At 62.5% G+C, this 19,268-nt stretch carries 15 protein-coding genes; 7 read left to right on the top strand and 8 right to left on the bottom strand.

Annotated features, from left to right (window positions below; translation table 11 throughout):
- Window positions 1-177 precede the first annotated feature (177 nt).
- Window positions 178-2,721 (top strand): excinuclease ABC subunit UvrA, encoded by a 2,544-nt coding sequence (locus C4Q26_RS25850; RefSeq protein WP_104883892.1) that lies wholly within the window; start codon window positions 178-180, stop codon window positions 2,719-2,721.
- A gap of 106 nt (window positions 2,722-2,827) precedes the next feature.
- On the opposite strand, the gene C4Q26_RS25845 is transcribed toward C4Q26_RS25850, so the two are convergent.
- Window positions 2,828-4,210 carry a cytosine permease gene (locus C4Q26_RS25845; RefSeq protein WP_023380618.1) on the bottom strand — a complete coding sequence of 461 codons (1,383 nt, stop codon included), beginning with the start codon at window positions 4,208-4,210 and terminating at the stop codon, window positions 2,828-2,830.
- A gap of 248 nt (window positions 4,211-4,458) precedes the next feature.
- Here C4Q26_RS25845 and C4Q26_RS25840 point away from each other — a divergent pair, with 248 nt between their 5' ends.
- Window positions 4,459-5,592 (top strand): MFS transporter, encoded by a 1,134-nt coding sequence (locus C4Q26_RS25840; protein WP_104884079.1) that lies wholly within the window; start codon window positions 4,459-4,461, stop codon window positions 5,590-5,592.
- 81 nt (window positions 5,593-5,673) lie between these two features.
- Window positions 5,674-6,642, top strand: a complete 969-nt coding sequence (locus tag C4Q26_RS25835; protein ID WP_023380621.1) for an endonuclease — start codon at window positions 5,674-5,676, stop codon at window positions 6,640-6,642.
- A 57-nt stretch (window positions 6,643-6,699) separates the two neighbouring features.
- Here C4Q26_RS25835 and C4Q26_RS25830 read toward each other — a convergent pair whose 3' ends face one another.
- Together C4Q26_RS25830 and C4Q26_RS25825 are read right to left on the bottom strand one after the other, a co-directional pair.
- On the bottom strand, window positions 6,700-7,080 hold the full coding sequence (locus tag C4Q26_RS25830; protein ID WP_371919381.1) for a hypothetical protein: 381 nt from the start codon (window positions 7,078-7,080) through the stop codon (window positions 6,700-6,702).
- A gap of 193 nt (window positions 7,081-7,273) precedes the next feature.
- A complete protein-coding gene (locus C4Q26_RS25825) occupies window positions 7,274-8,431 on the bottom strand; it encodes an ATP-binding protein (RefSeq protein WP_104883891.1) in 1,158 nt (385 codons plus the stop codon).
- A 208-nt stretch (window positions 8,432-8,639) separates the two neighbouring features.
- On the opposite strand from C4Q26_RS25825, the gene C4Q26_RS28180 reads away from it, so the two are divergent.
- Window positions 8,640-8,807, top strand: a complete 168-nt coding sequence (locus C4Q26_RS28180; RefSeq protein WP_167332793.1) for a hypothetical protein — start codon at window positions 8,640-8,642, stop codon at window positions 8,805-8,807.
- Here the strand turns inward: C4Q26_RS28180 and C4Q26_RS25815 are convergent.
- Both C4Q26_RS25815 and C4Q26_RS25810 read right to left on the bottom strand, forming a co-directional pair.
- Window positions 8,804-10,105 carry an ATP-binding protein gene (locus tag C4Q26_RS25815; RefSeq protein WP_027906933.1) on the bottom strand — a complete coding sequence of 434 codons (1,302 nt, stop codon included), beginning with the start codon at window positions 10,103-10,105 and terminating at the stop codon, window positions 8,804-8,806. The genes C4Q26_RS28180 and C4Q26_RS25815 overlap by 4 nt on opposite strands.
- Before the next feature lie 6 nt (window positions 10,106-10,111).
- On the bottom strand, window positions 10,112-10,813 hold the full coding sequence (locus C4Q26_RS25810) for a response regulator transcription factor (protein ID WP_023380626.1): 702 nt from the start codon (window positions 10,811-10,813) through the stop codon (window positions 10,112-10,114).
- Between the two features lie 157 nt (window positions 10,814-10,970).
- On the opposite strand from C4Q26_RS25810, the gene C4Q26_RS25805 reads away from it, so the two are divergent.
- The 3 genes from C4Q26_RS25805 to mobA all read left to right on the top strand — a co-directional run bounded on the left by C4Q26_RS25805 (window position 10,971) and on the right by mobA (window position 15,923).
- Window positions 10,971-12,146 carry an efflux RND transporter periplasmic adaptor subunit gene (locus C4Q26_RS25805; RefSeq protein WP_104881750.1) on the top strand — a complete coding sequence of 392 codons (1,176 nt, stop codon included), beginning with the start codon at window positions 10,971-10,973 and terminating at the stop codon, window positions 12,144-12,146.
- A gap of 11 nt (window positions 12,147-12,157) precedes the next feature.
- Window positions 12,158-15,280 carry an efflux RND transporter permease subunit gene (locus tag C4Q26_RS25800; RefSeq protein WP_104883890.1) on the top strand — a complete coding sequence of 1,041 codons (3,123 nt, stop codon included), beginning with the start codon at window positions 12,158-12,160 and terminating at the stop codon, window positions 15,278-15,280.
- Between the two features lie 61 nt (window positions 15,281-15,341).
- Window positions 15,342-15,923 carry a molybdenum cofactor guanylyltransferase MobA gene (gene mobA, locus C4Q26_RS25795; RefSeq protein WP_023380629.1) on the top strand — a complete coding sequence of 194 codons (582 nt, stop codon included), beginning with the start codon at window positions 15,342-15,344 and terminating at the stop codon, window positions 15,921-15,923.
- Between the two features lie 92 nt (window positions 15,924-16,015).
- Here mobA and C4Q26_RS25790 read toward each other — a convergent pair whose 3' ends face one another.
- The 3 genes from C4Q26_RS25790 to qhpC form a co-directional block, all read right to left on the bottom strand.
- Entirely contained in the window at window positions 16,016-17,689 is a 1,674-nt protein-coding gene (locus tag C4Q26_RS25790) for a fatty acid CoA ligase family protein (RefSeq protein ID WP_104881748.1), read from the bottom strand.
- A gap of 102 nt (window positions 17,690-17,791) precedes the next feature.
- The gene (peaD, locus tag C4Q26_RS25785) at window positions 17,792-18,913 is read right to left on the bottom strand and encodes a quinohemoprotein amine dehydrogenase subunit beta (RefSeq protein ID WP_104883889.1); all 1,122 of its coding nucleotides are present in this window, start codon (window positions 18,911-18,913) and stop codon (window positions 17,792-17,794) included.
- Window positions 18,914-18,944: 31 nt separating this feature from the next.
- Window positions 18,945-19,268: a quinohemoprotein amine dehydrogenase subunit gamma gene (gene qhpC, locus C4Q26_RS25780; protein ID WP_023380631.1), complete on the bottom strand. Its 324-nt coding sequence runs from the start codon at window positions 19,266-19,268 to the stop codon at window positions 18,945-18,947.

The raw sequence follows: 19,268 nt of genomic DNA, 5'->3' as shown, positions 1-19,268 counted from the left end.
CCGGACAGATGTAATACCAGATTCCGATGCCGGCCATATCGAATTTGACTGGCTGGCGTTGGAAACGCCGAACGACACCAGCCGAAGTGTTTATGGCCCCTTGCATGACGCTCCGGGGTAGGCAGCCAAGCCAGACATTGGCTACCGTACCCTCTATTGCCCAACACCGAGCCGCCCATGACCCGCCCTCCTTCATCGACCAAGCCCAGCCACCTCGACAGCGAAGGCTGTGTGGTGGTGCGCGGCGCACGTGAACACAACCTCAAGGAGGTGGATGTCGCCATCCCCCGCGATGCATTGGTGGTGTTTTCCGGCGTGTCCGGCTCGGGCAAGTCTTCCTTGGCCTTCGGCACCCTGTACGCCGAAGCGCAGCGGCGCTATTTCGAATCCGTGGCCCCTTATGCCAGGCGCCTGATCGACCAGGTGGGCGTGCCGGATGTCGACGCCATCGATGGTTTGCCGCCGGCGGTGGCACTGCAACAGCAACGCGGGGCAAGCAATGCCCGCTCCTCGGTCGGCAGCGTCACCAACCTGTCCAGCCTGCTGCGGATGATGTACTCCCGCGCGGGCCACTATCCGCCCGGGCAGAGCATGCTGTATGCCGAAGATTTCTCGCCCAACACACCGCAAGGTGCCTGCCCGGCGTGCCATGGGCTGGGGCATGTCTTCCAGGTCACCGAAGCGACCCTGGTCCCCGACCCATCCCTGAGCATCCGTGACCGGGCGATTGCCGCATGGCCTCCGGCGTGGCACGGGCAGAACCTGCGCGACATCCTGGTGACCTTGGGCTACGACGTCGACAAGCCCTGGAAGGATCTGCCGCAGAAGGACCGCGACTGGATCCTGTTCACTGAAGAGTCGCCCACGGTGCCGGTTTACGCCGGACTCACACCCGCCGAAACCCGTATTGCGCTCAAGCGCAAGCTCAAACCCAGCTACATGGGCACCTTCACCGGCGCCCGGCGCTATGTGCTGCATACCTTCGCCAATAGCCAGAGTGCCCTGATGCGAAAGCGCGTGTCGCGCTTCATGCAAGGCCACCCCTGTCCGGCTTGTGCCGGCAAGCGCCTCAAGCCCGAAGCGTTGTCGGTGACCTTCTGTGGAGTGGATATCGGCACCCTGGCGCAGATGCCGCTGGACCAGGTGGCAGCACTGCTCGAACCGGTCGCCCAGGGCGAGACCAATGCGCATTTCACGCGCTCGGCAGAAAAACAACTGGCCGCGCAGCGCCTGGCCGAAGGCGTGCTGACGCGCCTGCGTACCCTGCAGCAACTGGGCCTTGGCTACCTCACCCTGGAGCGCGCCACACCGACATTGTCGACCGGCGAGCTTCAGCGCCTGCGCCTGGCCACGCAACTGAGTGCCTTGCTGTTTGGGGTGGTGTATGTGCTCGACGAGCCCTCCGCCGGGTTGCACCCTTCTGACAGCCAGGCGCTGTACGATGCCCTCGACCGGCTGCGCGTTGCTGGAAACTCGGTATTCGTGGTCGAGCACGACCTTGAGTTGATGCGCCGCGCTCAGTGGTTGGTGGACGTCGGCCCCGATGCCGGCGAGCGCGGTGGACGGGTGCTGTACAGCGGTCCGCCGGCCGGTTTGCGTGAAGTGGCCGAGTCCCACACTGCCCATTACCTGTTCGAGCAGTTGCCCACCCCCGCCAGTCATGCCCGCACGCCCACCGGTTGGCTGGAGCTACAGGGGATCCGCCGGCACAACCTGCAGGGCGTCGATACCCGCGTGCCACTTGGCGTGCTCACGGCGGTCACGGGTATTTCCGGCTCCGGCAAATCGAGCCTGATCGCCCAGGCTTTGCCTGAGTTGGTGCTGCTTCACCTGGGGCACGAACCGGAAGAGAACACCGACGACAGCAGCATCGAAGGGCCGACCATCATCGAACGCACCAGCGGCCACCTCGGTGGTGACGTGCATGCCGTGCAACGTGTCGTGCAGGTGGACCAAAAGCCAATCGGCCGCACCCCACGCTCCAACCTTGCCACCTACACCGGATTGTTCGACCCGGTTCGCAAATTGTTCGCCGCCACCGAGCAGGCACGCAAGCGCCGCTACGACGCCGGACGCTTTTCGTTCAACGTGGCCAAGGGACGCTGCGATACCTGCGAAGGTGAAGGCTTCGTCAGCGTCGAGCTGCTGTTCATGCCTAGCGTCTATGCCCCCTGCCCCACCTGCCACGGTGCCCGTTACAACGAAGAAACCCTCGCTGTCCGCTGGAACGGCCACACCATCGCCGACGTGCTGCGCATGACTGTGGAGCAAGCCTGCGACAGCTTCGCCGATGAACCGGCCGTATTGCGCTCACTGCAGGTCCTGCGTGAGATCGGCCTGGGCTACCTGCGCCTGGGTCAACCGGCCACCGAGCTGTCCGGTGGCGAGGCCCAACGCATCAAGTTGGCCACTGAGCTGCAGCGCAGTCAGCGCGGCCGCACCCTGTATGTGCTCGACGAGCCGACCACAGGCTTGCACGTAGCCGATGCCGACCGCCTGATGGCGCAACTGCAGCGCCTGGTCGATGCCGGCAACAGTGTAGTGGTGATCGAGCACGACATGCGCGTGGTTGCACAGGCTGACTGGGTCATCGACATCGGGCCGGGTGCGGGACATGCAGGTGGCCGGGTCGTGGCGACGGGGACAGTCGACCACGTCGCTCAGGTCAAGGGCAGCCGTACTGCACCTTACCTTGCACAAGAGCTGGCAAGGAGAGTCTGAAACTCCGGCCTTGCCAACCTACAGTCATCACTTGGCTAACGGCGGTCCCGGCTAGCCTCGACGAACGTCGCGTCAACCGTCCGCCGACGCCCACTGACGCGATGATTCACTCTACCGGGTGCTGGCCATACAACCCGGCGCTCGCACTAGCCGGTCGGCTGTTGACCATGCAGTACAGCGCCCCAGCCAGCACCAAACCCATGGCCCAGCTGATATCAGCGTCCAGCCACTGGGCAATGAACCCGGTGTAGAACGACAGCTTCATGAACGGTATCGTGCCAATGATGGAGACCGCATAGACCGCCAGGGTCCGCCGGTTGAAGCGCCCGTAGCGGCCCTTGATATCGTAAAGGTCAGCCACCGAGTAGTGGCCTCGGCAGACCCAGTAGTAGTCCACCAGGTTGATCGCGCTCCAGGGGATCAACAGGTACAGCTGACCGATCAGAATGTCGGCGAAGAAGGTGTCGAAGTGGTACTGGGTGGCGATCGCGATCAGGGTTGCGGCAATGCTCAGTACCGCCATCACCACGGCTTTGGCTGCTGCTGTGACCTGCTTGAGCTCGCCGAATGCACCGAAGATCGTCACCGTGGACATGTAAGCGCTGTAGAGGCAAAGCACGTTGTACTGGATGACGCCCAACGCGATCACAGCCAGCGCCAGCGGTGCCCACGGTCCGAACAACGAGGCAATCGCGGTGGCCGGGTCGTGGCCGAGCGCGGTGGGTATGGCCACGGCCAACAAGGCACCAAGCGCCATCATGGCGAATGAACCCAACGCACAACCGCAATAGGTCGTCCAGAATGTGTCGCGGGTGCGTACATTGGCCGGCAGGTAGCGTGAATAATCAGCCACATAAGGGCCATAGCCCAATGTCCATGAAGCTGCCTGGGCGATGACCAAATTGAACGCTGCGAACGAGAAACCGGTGCTCGGCGCCATGGTCGCGGCCGGGTCCAGCGGGTACAACAGGATCAGCACCATGGCGGTGGCGAACACCAGCGTCGACAAAACGCTCATCCAGGCGCCCAAGCGGTGGATCAGTTCATAGCCAACGAAACCGATAACGAAGGTCAGCACACCAACCAGTACGATGGCCTGGTCATCGCTCATCGGCATCAGCGCCTTCAAGGCATCGCGCATGAGCACGCCACTGGCGGCCAGAAACAACACTGCCGCAACAACCATCACCAACAGCGGAATGGCTGCGCCATAGACGCCGAATTGCGCGCGGCTCTGGATCATTTGTGGAATGCCCAGGTGCGGGCCCTGGGCCGAGTGCGCGGCCATGAACACGGTGCCGACCAGGTTACCGATCAACAAGCCCAGCAATGTCCAGCCGAAACTCAAGCCTGACGCAATACCCAGCGTGCCGACCATCAAGGCCGTGACCTGGAAATTGGAACTGAACCAGATAGTGAACAAACGTCGGGGGGTGCCGTAACGCTCGCTATGGGGGACAAACTCGATACTGCGCTTTTCCAGCTTCACGACAGCCTCCTGATTCATTTTCACGATTATCAGTGGGTTATCGATGGCCTCTCGGCCTGTTAGCGAACGCCTCATAGCTAGTAACGCCATGCCTCGGCGCAATGACCGACGGCCAACCCGGTCCTCGACGCTGCAGTCGTGGATTGTCTAAGATGCCCCCTTTACCGTTTCAGCATGTTTCAATAAGGATCTCGATGTCTGTTATTCAAGCGCCACCGCCAGTGCGCAGCACGTCCACCGTTGCCAAGATGGAGGCCGCCCTGGCGCTGGGCAGCTTCGCCATCGGTACCGGCGAGTTCGCCATCATGGGCTTGATGCCCGATATCGCCAATAACCTGCAATTGAGCGAGCCTCAGGTGGGCCATGCGATCAGTGCCTACGCCCTGGGGGTGATGGTCGGTGCACCGACACTGGCTATTCTGGGCGCCAGGCTGCTGCGCAAGCACCTGTTGCTGTGGTTGATGGCGCTTTATGCCATCGGTAACCTGGCCACAGCATTCGCACCCTCGTTCGCCAGCCTGGTCGCCTTCCGGTTCATCAGCGGGCTTCCCCATGGAGCATACTTTGGTATCGCGGCGGTAGTGGTTTCGAGCATGGTGCCGACCGATCAGCGTGCCAGCGCGGTGGCGCGGGTCATGATGGGGCTGACCTTGGCGATGTTGCTGGGCAACCCGGTCGCCACTTTACTCGGGCAATTCTTTGGCTGGCGTTCCGCTTTCGTGCTGGTCGGGATGATCGCCCTGTGCACCATCGCCATGGTCTGGCGCTTCGTGCCCCAGCGCCATGACGAGGTGCGCAGCGACCCACGCAAGGAGCTGCAGGCCTTCCGGCTGCCACAGGTGTGGATGGCACTGGCCATCGCCTCCATTGGCTTTGCGGGTATGTTCTGCGTGTTCAGCTACCTGGCCCCGACCATGCTCGAAGTCACCCAGGTGTCACCGCAGTGGATTCCATTTGGCCTGGCAGCATTCGGGGTCGGCGGCATCGTCGGTAACATCGCAGGCGGCAAGCTGTTCGACCGTTGGCAGTTCCGCGCCGTTGGGCTGGTGCTGGTATGGTCGATGGCGGTGCTGCTGTTCTTCTCGTTCGCCGCCAGCGCACTGTGGTCGCTGCTGCTGGGGATTGGCCTGGTCGGCACCATGATCGCATTGGCAGCGCCCCTGCAGATTCGTTTGATGGATATCGCCCATGAAGCCCCAAGCCTGGCAGCGGCGTCGAACCATGCAGCATTCAACCTGGCCAATGCGCTCGGTCCCTGGTTTGGCGGAATGGCGATCACTGCCGGCTTGGGGTGGACGAGTACGGGTTACATCGGCGCTGCTGCCGCCCTGGTTGGCCTGGCGCTCTACCTGTGCGCGCGCCGCATGAAAGGTGGGCACTGAACCGTGAGCAGTACGGCCGTGGGGCTCCCCCACGGCCTTTTATGTATACTCCGGCGCCCCAGAGTCAAATTACCGTGCGCCATGAAAAAACTGTTGTATGTCATAACCTTAGCCTTCTCTGCCATTCCCTGCGCCTTCGCTACTCCACCCGCCACGTTCACCGAAGCCAAAGTCATCGCCAAACAGCAGGTCTACCTTGACCAGGCCAACAGCGCCATGGGGGACCTGTACTGCGGCTGCAAGTGGACCTGGGTTGGTAAATCCGGCGGTCGGATCGATCCCGCCTCCTGCGGCTACGAAACCCGCAAGCAGAAAAACCGGGCCGAGCGCACCGAATGGGAACACATCGTCCCGGCCTGGACCTTCGGCCATCAGCGCCAATGCTGGCAGAACGGTGGGCGCGAGCAGTGCGTGGACGAAGACCCTATTTTCCGCGCGATGGAGGCAGACCTGTTCAACCTCTACCCTGCCGTGGGGGAAGTGAATGGCGACCGCAGCAACTTCAACTACGGCATGGCCTCGGGCGTCGCCCCGCAATACGGTCAGTGCACGACCAAGATCGACTTCCAGCAGAAGGCCGCGGAACCCCGCGACGAAGTCAAAGGCCTGGTTGCCCGCACCACCTTCTACATGTTCGATCGCTACAAGCTGAGCATGTCGCGTCAGCAACAGCAGTTGCTGATGGCCTGGAACAAGCAGCACCCGGTGTCCGCCTGGGAAAAAGAACGCAACGCCCGCATCGCTCGGATCATGGGGCACTCCAACCCATTCGTGACCGGTGAGCGCACCTGGTCGCTCGGCTACAAGCCAGTGGGTGACGGTGTGGTCGCCGCCGTGGCGGCAAAAAGTGCCACGGCCAAGCCTGCCGAGCGTACCGTTGCCAGCAACGCGACTTCCGGTGCCGTGCTCGGCAACCGCAACAGCCATGTGTATCACCTTGCCACTGGTTGCCCCGGCTACTACCAGCTCTCCCAAAAGAACCAGGTCATGTTCGAGTCGGAATCCCAGGCTCAGGCTGCCGGGTATCGCAAAGCGGGCAATTGCAAGTAAACGTGCAAGACAGGGAGCTCCAAGGCTCCCTGACCCTTCCCACGGCGATCAGACAACTCACGAGCACATCAGTGCTGCGTCCAACAACCTGCCCTTGTCGTACCAGGCATCGCGTTGATAAGCGGAATAGTGATGCTGCGTGCCAGACGGGCGAATCTCGACCAGGCCGGTGGACTGTCGTGGGTCCGTGCTTTCGAGGAACAGCGCCAGCGCATGGTTGTCTTCGCGCATGAATGCCTTCTCACCCGCAGGAAGCTCATCCCGTACGCATTTTATGAAGTCGGGCGGGCTTTTCAGCGTGGTCCCCGCCACATTGTCATGCCCCATCCGGATATCCGGGTCATGGGCGCACCCCGTCACCAGTAGGGCCGCAAACAGCGGTACCAGCGCATGACGGGTAATGGAAAGTGATGGACGAATGCTGGACGTGCGTTTCATGTGGCAATTCTCCGACGCGCCCCGATAGGAAAATCAACGTTCGGCGGATACAGCCCTTTTTTATTGTGGCGTCAGCAGGTCGACAGGCTCAACCTGCTCAGTCTAGCCCTGGGCATCCGCTGGCCATAGGCAGGTTCGCTATAGTCGTTATGAAGGTTCGTAGCTCAAGACCCCGCGCCGCCTTCGAGCGGGCTCATTCCAGACCTTCGAGCAGGCCATCGGCGCGAAGCACTTCGGCAATCACCGAGTCATCGACCGCGTACACGCCTCGCGAGGCTTTCCACACCAGTTTCTTCTGCTGTAGCGCGATCAGGGCCTGCTGCACGCCGGGAACCTCGACATGGACGTCACTCGCCTCGATGCCCGCCAGGGTCATGGCCTTGCCGTAAAGCACCATGGTCGGCGCTTCGAAGGGCGCGTAGTCATCGCCCTTGACGCTCATCACCCGAATCACCGCCGACTGGATCGGGGTCAGGCTGTGAATTACCTTCCTGAGGTTGGCGTTCAGCTCATCGGCCTGGGCGCGCACCCGTTCGGCAAAGCGTGCAGGAATCGCATCCGGCTCGATGACGAAGTCGAATCGGATCTCGTCGGCTGCCGCGCCCAGCAGTTCAGGACGATAACCACTCTCCTTGAACAGCTGGAACACCTGAGCAGGGTCCAGTGCTCCGGCAAGATCGACGTTGGCGCAGAACCAGTCGATGAAGTCCTGGTCCAGCGTTGGAAACTGCACCATCGAAGCGCCAAAGAATGCCTGGTCCTTGCTGTTGCGCAACATCGCCAGCTTGTCCCGATTCGAACCGGTGCAAACGATGCGCAGGCCGTAGTGCCTTGAGCTGTTGAGCTCGTCCCTCGCCGCCTTGAGCGCGAACAGTGCTGCCACGCCTTCGTCGGTGGTGATCGCATGTTGCGCTTCGTCGATGATCAGCACGATGATCTTCTTCGACTCATCGGAAAGTGCCACCAACGCTGCCGTCAGGTCGATGTCCTTGCCCAGGCCAATCTTGTCCAGGCTGAAGTTGAGGCCACCGACTACGACCTTCTCCATCCCCGACGACCGTGCCAGCCGTGTGATGAAACCCTCATTGCGCCCGACCGCTTCGCGTACCGCCTCGACGATGACCTGGCCAGGGTCTTTCTTCAGGTCTTTCCACAAGTCGGCGTACAGCACGATCGCCCCTGTCGCCTCCAAGGCAGGCCGCAGGTCTTCACGGGCGAAGGTGGACTTACCGGTACGCCGTGGCGCCGCCAGGAAAACGCCCGAGCTGGCAGCACTGCCCACCGCGACCTGCAAGACCAGTTTGGAAAGCCGCGCAGCCAGGGCGGGTCGGTGATAGAGGGTTTCGGTCATTCCGGTCCTTTGAGCGTCGGTTATAGGAAACTATAGAGCAATTATAGACAAATTATAGAAGCGCGATTTTACAGACGATTATAGGCCGACTATAGAACGCAGCGAAACGGAAAGAGAACATTTGTACCCCTCGATATTGGCGCTGCAAAATCGGATCCAACGCGTTAAGGTAGGGAACAGGGACGGACCAATCGCCACGGAGCTCGCTATGACCACCCTCTCACGCCTCAGTTTGTTGGTTTTAGTCCTCGGCATGGTCCTGGGCGACATCATCGTGGCCAGCGTGGGACTGGTTGGCCTGTGCGGCGCCGCCGTCTACTTCACCCTCAAGCAGGATGCTCAGGACCCGCCCACCTCACCCGGATTCCTCGCCTAGGAAGACGCCGGCAGACGAATCCTGAACTGCGCACCCCCTAACGCCGACTGCGCCACGGTCAATGTCCCGCCCTGCCCCTCGATCGCCCTTCGGCTGATCGCCAGCCCCAAGCCAAACCCACCGGTGTTGCGGTCACGGCTGCGATCCAGGCGATAGAACGGCTGGAAGATGCGTTCGCGTTCTTCGGGCGGAATACCGATGCCATCATCCTCCACGGTCAGCAGGCAGGCCCCGTCCTCCTCCTGCCGCAAGCGCAGCAACAGGCTCTGGTCGCAATAACGCATGGCGTTGCGCACGAGGTTCTGCACCGCACGCGCGGTCAACCTCGGGTCGAGCACGAAGCGCGGCAACATGCCCTCTGCGCGCACTTCCCATTGGATACCACGGCCGTCCAGCTCCTCGGCAAAACCGCCCAGCACGCTGTCGACCAACTCCAGCAGCGACACCTCGACCCGCTCACGGGCCTGGTCGGCGTTGTACAAGCGGCTATAGGACAACAACTCAAGCACCAGCTCATCCAGCTCGCGCACATGCCCAACGAGTTCCAGCAGGCGTTTGCGACTGGCTGGCGGCACTTCATCGAACAGCAGCACCAGGCCGAAATCCAGGCGGGTCAGCGGCGTGCGCAGCTCATGGGAAACCGCGTTCAGCAGTTCACGTTGCTGATTCACATGCCGTTCCAGGTCACTGGCCATGGTGTCGAACACTCCCGCCAGTTCTCCGATGTTGGAATGCGGCGAAATGTGCGTGCGCTCGGCCATCTGCCCTTGGCCCAGACACCTTGCGGTCTCCTTGAGTCGCTCAAGGTCACGCCAGTGCGGCCACACCCACAGCAGCAGGCATCCCAGCATGGCCGCGCCAATCAACACGGTAACGCCCCAGGACAACAGGTTGATGTCCAGCGGATCGGGCGGCGCATGCAAGCGTACCAGCCAGTCATTGTTCAGCGGGGCCAAAACGGTCTCGTAGTAACCCCAATCGCCGATACGCACCGCATAAAGCCCTTGCGCCAGACGCGCCTGTTCGTCGCGGCTCAAGCCCGCCTGGTCATTGCGCAGCAATTGGACCTGGAGCGGCTCGAACACCTTGGCCAGGTCCCGCTCCACCGTCGGCCACTGCTCGGACGGGGTCTGTTGGAACTGGCGGACGATCAAGGTCTGTACACCTTTGGCCTGCTCCAGGTTATAGGCCATGAAGCGGTCCTGGAACAGTCCGACGATGGCATCCGGAATCAACAGCAAGGCACCGGCGTAGGCGACGATGATCACTAGGTACAGGCGCACCAGGATTTTCAGCATGCGGGTTCAGCACTCCCACTCGACACGACTGAACAGGTATCCCTTGCCCCAAACGGTCTTGATCTTGCGCGCTTCGCCGGCATTGTCGTCGAACTTGCGACGCAGCTTGGAAATGGCGACGTCCACCGAGCGATCGGTGCCGTTGAATTCGATACCCCGCAGTTCCTGCAGAATGCGATCGCGGCTCAGCACCTCGCCGGCACTGCGCGCCAACACCACCAGCAGGTTGTACTCGCCGCTCGACAGTTCCACTTCTTCGCCCCGCCACGTCACCGCGCGTTCGGCCAGGTCGATGCGCAAACTCCCCACCTGGATCAGATCACTTTCCAGGCGCGGCTCGTTGACGCTGCTACGGCGCAACAGGGTGCGCACGCGGGCCAGCAATACCCTGGGCTCGCAGGGCTTGGTGACATAGTCGTCCGCGCCCATCTCCAACCCCAAGACCTGATCGTGACTGTCATCACGGGCGGTGAGCATCAGAATGGGCAGGCTCTGCGAGGCCTGGCGCAGCAAGCGACACACCTGCAGGCCATCGAGGCCCGGCAGCATCAGGTCGAGTATCACCAGGTCGGGCTTTTGTTGATGGAATGCGTCCAGGACATGGTCGCCACGGGCAATCACCTGCACATGGTAGTCGTTTCGTTGGAGGTAGCTGGCAATCAGCTCGGACAACGCGCTGTCGTCTTCGACCAGAAGAAGGTTTGGCATACGCACTTTGATACATAACAAGAGGCAGGCAGGATATAGAATCCTACGCTTCGTCAGGGCCATTCTTCACACTTTTTCACACTCGCCCTACAGCTGGTAACAGGCAGCCAGCCCTCGGCTGCCTTAGGATACGCACGCTCATCATCGGAAGATCGGTATGCCTATTTCTTTCCCTTCGCGCCTGCGCCCCATGGCGCTTCTGGCGCTTGTCACCCTGACTCTGGCCGGATGCGACGACAGCTCGCAACCCAATGAACAAACACCCAAGCCCCAGGTGCGCGTGGAAACCGTGCAGCTGCAGCCTCTGGCAGTCAGCACCGAGCTGAGCGGCCGGCTGCTCGCCCCGCGCACCGCCGAAGTTCGCGCCCGGGTGGCGGGCGTGGTGCTCAAGCGTGTGTACCGCGAAGGCAGCGACGTCAAGCAAGGCGATGTGCTGTTCCTGATCGACCCGGCACCGTTCAAGGCTGACCATGACAGCGCCCGCGCTACCCTGGCCAAGGCCCAGGCTACCTTGTACCAGGCCCGGCTGCAGGAGCAACGCTACCGCGAGCTGGTCGACGACAAGGCCGTCAGTCGCCAGGAGTACGACAATGCGCGCGCGGCGTTCCTGCAAGCCGATGCGGCGGTCGCCGAAGCCAAGGCGGCGCTCGAGCGGGCACGCCTGAACCTGGGTTACGCCACGGTCACCGCCCCTATCTCGGGGCGCATTGGCCGAGCGCTCGTCACCGAGGGCGCACTGGTCGGGCAGAACGAGACCACGCCCCTGGCGACCATCCAGCAATTGGACCCGATCCATGCCGACGTCACCCAGTCGACCCGCGAACTCAACGCCCTGCGCCGCGCCTTGCGGGCAGGCGAGCTGCAACAGGCAGGTGATGGCCAGGCCCGTGCCACGTTGATCCAGGACGACGGCAGCGCCTACCCGCTGCCGGGGAAGTTGCTGTTCTCCGACATCAGTGTCGACCCGAGCACCAACCAGATCACCCTACGCAGCGAGTTCCCCAACCCGGATCTCGACCTGCTGCCGGGCAGCTACGTGCGCGTTCGCCTCGAACAGGCGCTGCAACCCAAGGGTATCAGTGTCCCGCAACGGGCCATCCTGCGTGACAGTGCCGGGGTACCGAAGGTGCTGGTGGTCGACCAACGGTCCCAGGTCAGCGAGCGCCAAGTCGCGCTGGGCAACGCCCAAGGTGACCGCTGGGTCGTCAGCGAAGGCCTGGCCCCTGGTGAGCGCGTGGTCATCGAAGGGCTGCAACACATCAAGGCCGGCGACCAGGTGCAAGTCGACGCCCCCCAGGGTGCCCAGCCCATTGCCCAACACCTCGGCCAGTGAGGGCCTGATCCATGCCGCAGTTCTTCATTGAGCGCCCCATCTTCGCCTGGGTGGTGGCGCTGTTCATTCTTTTGGCCGGAGCGCTGTCGATTGTGCAGTTGCCGGTGGCCCAGTACCCCAACGTGGCGCCACCGCAGGTCGAGATCTACGCCGTCTATCCTGGCGCTTCCGCGGCGACCATGGACGAGAGCGTGGTCAGCCTGATCGAGCAAGAGCTCAACGGTGCCGACAACCTGCTTTACTTCGAGTCGCAAAGCAGCCTGGGCAGTGCCACCATCACCGCCACCTTCGAGCCCGGCACCCATCCGGACATGGCCCAGGTCGACGTGCAGAATCGGCTCAAGGTCGTCGAGTCGCGCCTGCCCCGCCCCGTCACCCAACAGGGCCTGCAAGTGGAGAAGGTCTCCACCGGCTTCCTGTTGCTCGCGACCCTCACCTCCGAGGACGGCAGCCTGGATGAGACCGCTCTGTCCGACATCCTGGCGCGCAACGTGATGAACGAGATCCGTCGCCTCAAGGGTGTCGGCAAGGCGCAGTTGTATGGCTCCGAACGGGCCATGCGCATCTGGATCGACCCGGCCAAGCTGATCGGCTACCAGCTCACGCCCAATGACGTCGCCGCCGCCATCGCCGCGCAGAACGCCCAGGTCGCGCCTGGCAGCATCGGCGACCTGCCCGCCCGTGGCACACAGGAGATCACCGCCAATGTGGTGGTCAAGGGCCAGCTGAGCACGCCGGAAGAATTCGCCGGCATCGTGCTGCGTGCCAATACTGACGGCTCCAGCGTGACCATCGGCGACGTCGCCCGGGTTGAGATCGGTGCTCAAGAATACCAGTACGGCACTCGCCTGAACGGCAAGCCAGCTACGGCCTTCAGCGTACAGCTCGCCCCCGGCGCCAACGCCATGGAGACTGCCGATCTGGTGCGGGCAAAAATGCAGGAGCTGTCACGCTACTTCCCCGAAGGGGTCCGGTACGACATCCCCTATGACACCTCGCCGTTCGTCAAAGTGTCGATCAAGCAAGTGATCAACACCCTGTTCGAGGCCATGCTGCTGGTGTTCGCAGTCATGTTCCTGTTCCTGCAGAACCTGCGCTACACCCTAATCCCAACCTTGGTGGTGCCAGTGGCGCTGATGGGTACCTTTGCCGTGATGCTGGCGATGGGCTTCTCGGTCAATGTGCTGACTTTGTTCGGAATGGTATTGGCCATCGGTATCCTGGTGGACGATGCCATCGTGGTGGTGGAGAACGTCGAGCGCATCATGGCTGAAGAAGGTCTTGAGCCCAGGGCGGCGACGCGCAAGGCCATGGGCCAGATCAGCGGCGCTATCGTCGGTATCACCCTGGTGCTGGTGGCGGTGTTCCTGCCGATGGCCTTCATGAAAGGCTCGGTCGGGGTGATCTACCAGCAGTTCTCGGTGTCCATGGCGGTGTCGATCCTGTTCTCGGCATTCCTGGCACTGAGCCTCACACCGGCCCTGTGCGCGACACTGCTCAAACCGGTGGCCAAGGGCGGGCATCCTGAGCGCAAGGGGTTCTTCGGATGGTTCAATCGTCGCTTCGAAGCGACAAGCGAAGGCTACCAACGCTGGGTAATGGCGGCGCTCAAACGCAGCGGCCGTTATCTGCTGGTCTATGGCGCGCTGCTGGCGGTTCTGGGTTATGGTTTCAGCCAATTGCCCACCGCATTCCTGCCCACCGAAGACCAGGGCTACACCATTACCGACATTCAGTTGCCACCCGGTGCCAGCCGCATGCGCACCGAGCAGGTGGCAGCGCAGATCGAAGCCCACAACGCTCAGGAGCCAGGGGTGGGCAACACCACGGTGATCCTCGGCTTCAGCTTCTCAGGTAGCGGGCAGAATGCCGCGCTAGCCTTCACCACGCTCAAGGACTGGTCCGAGCGAGGGAGTGACGACAGCGCCCAGTCGATTGCCGACCGTGCAACCGTGGCCTTCAGCCAGATCAAGGACGCGATCGCTTTCTCGGTGCTGCCACCGCCCATCGATGGCCTGGGCGAGTCGACGGGTTTCGAGTTCCGCCTGCAGGACCGAGGTGGCATCGGTCATGGCGAGCTGATGGCAGCCCGTGACCAGTTGCTGGCCGGCGCAGCCAAGAGCAAGGTGCTGACCAATGTCCGCGAGTCATCGCTGGCTGAAAGCCCACAAGTGCAACTGGAAATCGACCGCCGCCAGGCCAATGCCCTGGGTGTGTCGTTTGCCGACATTGGCTCGGTATTGGATACCGCGGTGGGTTCCAACTACGTCAACGACTTCCCCAACCAGGGACGCATGCAACGCGTGGTGGTACAGGCCGAAGGCGACCGGCGCAGTCAGGTGCAAGACCTGCTGAACATCCATGTGCGCAACAGCAGTGGCAAGATGGTACCTCTGGCTGCCTTCGTCCAGGCCAGGTGGGTCAGCGGACCCGTGCAACTGACCCGCTACAACGGTTACCCGGCGGTGTCGATCTCAGGCGAACCGGCGGCCGGTTACAGCTCGGGTGAAGCGATGGCTGAAATCGAGCGCCTGGTAGCCCAGTTGCCCGTGGGTACGGGTCTGGAATGGACCGGCCTGTCGCTGCAGGAGCGTCTGTCCGGCAGCCAGGCCCCCTTGCTGATGGGGTTATCGTTGCTGGTGGTGTTCCTGTGCCTGGCCGCACTGTACGAAAGCTGGTCGATCCCCACCGCGGTGTTGCTGGTGGTGCCGCTGGGTGTGCTAGGGGCGGTGCTGGCGGTGACCCTGCGCGGCATGCCCAACGACGTGTTCTTCAAGGTCGGCTTGATCACCCTGATCGGTTTGTCGGCCAAAAATGCCATCCTGATCATCGAGTTCGCCAAGAGCCTGGTCGACCAGGGGCATGATGCCGTCGACGCTGCGGTTCAGGCTGCCCGTCTGCGCTTGCGCCCCATCGTCATGACCTCCCTGGCGTTCATCCTCGGCGTGGTGCCCCTGGCCATCGCCACCGGCGCCAGCTCGGCCAGTCAGCAGGCCATCGGCACCGGAGTGATCGGCGGCATGCTCAGTGCCACCCTGGCGGTGGTGTTCGTGCCGGTGTTCTTCGTGGTGGTGATGCGTCTGGCCGGGCGCGGCAGCGCCATCCAGGGCAAGCTGTTGACCGACGAAACCTGACTGGACAAGCAGCCCGTTGAATGAGAGGGTTCCCGGCATCGACTGCCCGGAACCCTTTTTCATGCCAGACGCACTGCCCCCCTGCTCCATCCTCATCCTCGCCGGCGGCCGTGGCCAACGCATGGGCGGCCGCGACAAGGGCCTGGTCGACTGGCAGGGCGAACCGCTGGTAGCGCATGTGCAGCGCGTGGTACGGCCTCTCAGCGATGACCTGGTGATTTCCTGCAATCGCAATCAGGACACCTACCGGGCCTATGCCAACCAACTGGTTGGCGATGCAGACCCGGATTTCCCCGGCCCCCTGGCCGGGGTGATCGCTGGGCTTGCAAAGGCACGTCATGAGTGGGTGGTGGTGCTGGCCTGCGACGCGCCGCTGGTCGACCAGGCACTGATCGACGACCTGCGCAAATTGGCCGTGCAGCATGACCGCTGCGCGATGGTTCGCCAGGGTGGGTTCTGGCAGCCAATGTTCAGCGTCCTGCCGCGCCGGGTATTACCCTTGCTCGAACAAGCCTGGGCAGCAGGTGAGCGGAGTTTGCAGAGAGCGCTGATGCGCCAGTCGATTGAAGGGCTGGACTGCGCGGAAGAGGATCCAAGGTTGAGCAACTTCAACAGCCCGAATCTGCTGAAGCGGACTTTGTAGGAGCGGGCTCGCCAGCGATCACCGGCCAAGCCGGTGCCACACGGCAACCCCGGTTTCCACAAGCCCCACGCCAGAGCGCAAACTGCACGGACTCACTCCAGCGCCAATTCCTCGACACTGATCTCACGCATCCTGAACTTCTGCACCTTACCGGTGACCGTCATCGGAAACTCATCGACGAAGCGGAAGTACCTGGGCACCTTGAAGTGGGCAATCCGCGCCCTCGCCCATTCGCGTAACTCGTCTTCGGTGGCCATATGCCCTGGATGCAACCGCACCCAGGCAACGATCTCTTCACCATACTTCTTGCACGGGACCCCGATCACCTGCACATCGGCAACCGCTGGGTGGGTGAAGAAAAACTCCTCCAGCTCACGCGGGTAGATGTTCTCTCCCCCGCGAATGATCATGTCCTTGCTGCGCCCGACGATCCGCACGTAGCCCTGCTCGTCCATCACCGCCAGGTCACCCGTGTGCATCCAGCCCTCGGCGTCGATGCTCTCGGCAGTGGCCTTGGGGTTGTTCCAGTAACCCAGCATCACACTGTAGCCACGGGTGCATAGCTCGCCGATCTCACCACGGGGCAAGGTGCTGCCCTCGGCATCGATGATCTTGTTCTCCAGCCTCGGCTGGGTGCGCCCGACACTGGTCACCCGCCGTTCCAGATCGTCATCGGCGCCAGTCTGCAGCGACACCGGGCTGGTCTCGGTCATGCCGTAGGCGATCTGCACTTCGGCCATGTGCATCTGGTCGATTACCCGACGCATTACCTCGATCGGGCAAGTGGCCCCAGCCATGATGCCGGTACGCAGGCTCGACAGATCGAATTCGCCGCGCTGTGGGTGGTCGAGTTCGGCGATGAACATGGTGGGTACACCGTACAGTGCGGTGGCCTTTTCTTCCGCCACTGCCCGCAGCGTAGCCAGGGGGTCGAAGGCGTCGTTGGGGTAGATCAGGGCACTGCCATGGGTCATGCAGCCGAGGTTGGCCATGACCATGCCAAAACAGTGATACAAAGGCACCGGCACCACCAGGCGGTCGTGTTCGGTCAGGCCCAGGCTTTCACCGACCATGTAGCCATTGTTGAGAATGTTGCGGTGGCTGAGCGTGGCGCCTTTGGGGAAGCCTGTGGTGCCAGAGGTGTACTGGATATTGATCGGGTCGTTGCACTGCAATTGCGCCTGCCGCTCGGCCAAGGCTTCGCGGCTGATGGCTTCGGCGCGGGCTTGCAGGTCATGCCAGGCCAGGAAACCTGGAGGCGGCGACAGCGCCAGGCTCACGACACCGCGCAGGTCGGGAAAGCGCTCGCAGATCAGCGCACCCGGCTGCCCATGGGAAAGGCCCGGGATCAGGCCCTGCAGCATGGCGTGGTAATCGGATGTCTTGAAGGCGTCCGCGCAGATTACCCAACGGCAGCCAGACTGGCCCAGGGCGTAGTCCAGTTCATTGGAGCGATAGGCCGGATTGATATTGACCAGAATGGCACCGACCTTGGCGCTGGCGAACTGAGTGATGCACCATTCGGCGCAATTGGGCGCCCAGATGCCCAAGCGATCGCCAGGTTGCACACCAAGGGCCATGAGCGCGCGGGCATGCTGATCGACCGCGTCAGCCAGCTGTTGCCAGGTGTAGCGCAGGGCCTGGTGGCGGACCACGAGTGCCTCGCGATCGGGGAAGCGGGCGACGGTGGCGTCGAAGGCGTCGCCGATGCATTGGTCGAGCAGGGCCTTGTCCGGGTTGCCCTGTGAGTAGCTTGGCTGGGGCATGGGCAGTTCTCTTGTTGTTCTTGTAATGACTGGACCGGCGCTTTCGCAGGCAAGCCGGCTCGTGCAGGAGAGCGATGCAGGAGCCGGCGTGGCGACGCCGGTTTAACGGACGAACACCTGAGGCGTGGTGGTGGACATGTCGCCACCGGGCAACTTGATGTTCTTCACCTTTTCCAGGGTTTGCGGGTTGAACACCGCCAGGTCGTTGAAGGTGCCGCCCAGGTACAACTTGTCGCCCTTTTTGTCGAAGGTCACGCAGTAGTAAGTGTGGTCCAGATTCGCCGCCTTGATCAGCTTGCGCTGCTTGATGTCGTACTTGGCCAGGCGGTTGAGCACGCCGTACATCTGGTTCGGGTCTTTCGGCGAGCGTAAGCCGGTGAAGTACAGCTCCGTCAGGTCGGCGAACTCAGCGGTATGACGCTTGCCCGTCTTCAAGTCGACGCTCAGGTAGCCATACAGCAACTCCGCGGTGTTGGGGTCCTGCTTCTCATCCTTGAACTTGGCGATGGTGTACAGCATCGAGAACTCATGCCGGGCGCTTTGGTGCGGCCAGAAATACAGCACGTCCGGAGCGCTGTAGCCCTTGCGGTTCCAATTGCGCAGCGGCAACGCCACTTCGTACTTGCCCGTGTTGACATCCATCTTGTAGAGGTCCGGCCCGACCACGAACAGGCTGCCATCGTCGGCGGTGCGCATCAGGTAGACCTGGCGTGGCATCGGGAAGGTGCGCACGGGCTTGGCCTCCAGGCCATCAGCTGTACGGAATACCTCAAGGCGCGGCGGCTTGACCACGTAGTGGTCGTTCAGGCGCTGCGTCGGGTTGACCGTGGCATACACCTCTTTGCCGTCAGGGCTGATGGCGAACGAGTACATCGATTTGCCGACTTCGCCCGGCACGCTGGATAGGTTGGCGTGGAAGGTGGTCTTGCAGGTGTCCAGGTCGATGCCGTAGATGTCGGCAAAATGGTTGTTCAGCACGTAGGCGGTGCGGTTGTCCGGTGCCATCATCGCGGTGCCTGGGCCGAAGGCGTCAGGCATGCGGCAGCTCTTGTAGAGTGTGTCGCTGGCGACATCCACCACATGCAGGTTGTTCGGGTAGTTGGTGGCGATCAGGTATTCATGGCCAGCCTTCAAGGCGGGGCCGGTGTCTTCGGCCTGGGCTGCCCAGGCGCAGGTCATAGCGGCGATGGTGAGCGCGAGTTGCGCGCAGCGTCCAGCTTTCATGCGGTTTCCCCTTGTCATTCTTGTTGGACCGTCACTTGTCTTTCGGGAACACGGTGCCGAGGTTGCGCCAGTCTTCCTGGGAGTTGCTCGCCTGGGCGTTCCAGTCCTGGTAGGTGCTCATCATGTCCGGCACCTGGGCGGGCCACCAGCAAGGGTCGGAACAGCCATACAGGTCGGCTTCCATGGGCTGGCACAGCGAGCTCACGCCGCCAAAGGCGTCCACTTCCCAGCCCGGGTCGGTGGTGGCGGTGCAGCCGGCCACCGCGCTCATGGCCATGACTTCTTCGACGCGGTCTTCGGCGGCAGCCTGTTCGAGAATCCGTGCCTTGTTGTTCAGGGGCTTCAAATGCTTCAT

The sequence above is a fragment of the Pseudomonas sp. SWI44 genome (assembly GCF_002947915.1).
GTDB lineage: Bacteria > Pseudomonadota > Gammaproteobacteria > Pseudomonadales > Pseudomonadaceae > Aquipseudomonas > Aquipseudomonas taiwanensis.
Note: the sequence above shows the minus strand (reverse complement) of the source record. Positions and strands in the feature narration are given on the sequence as shown.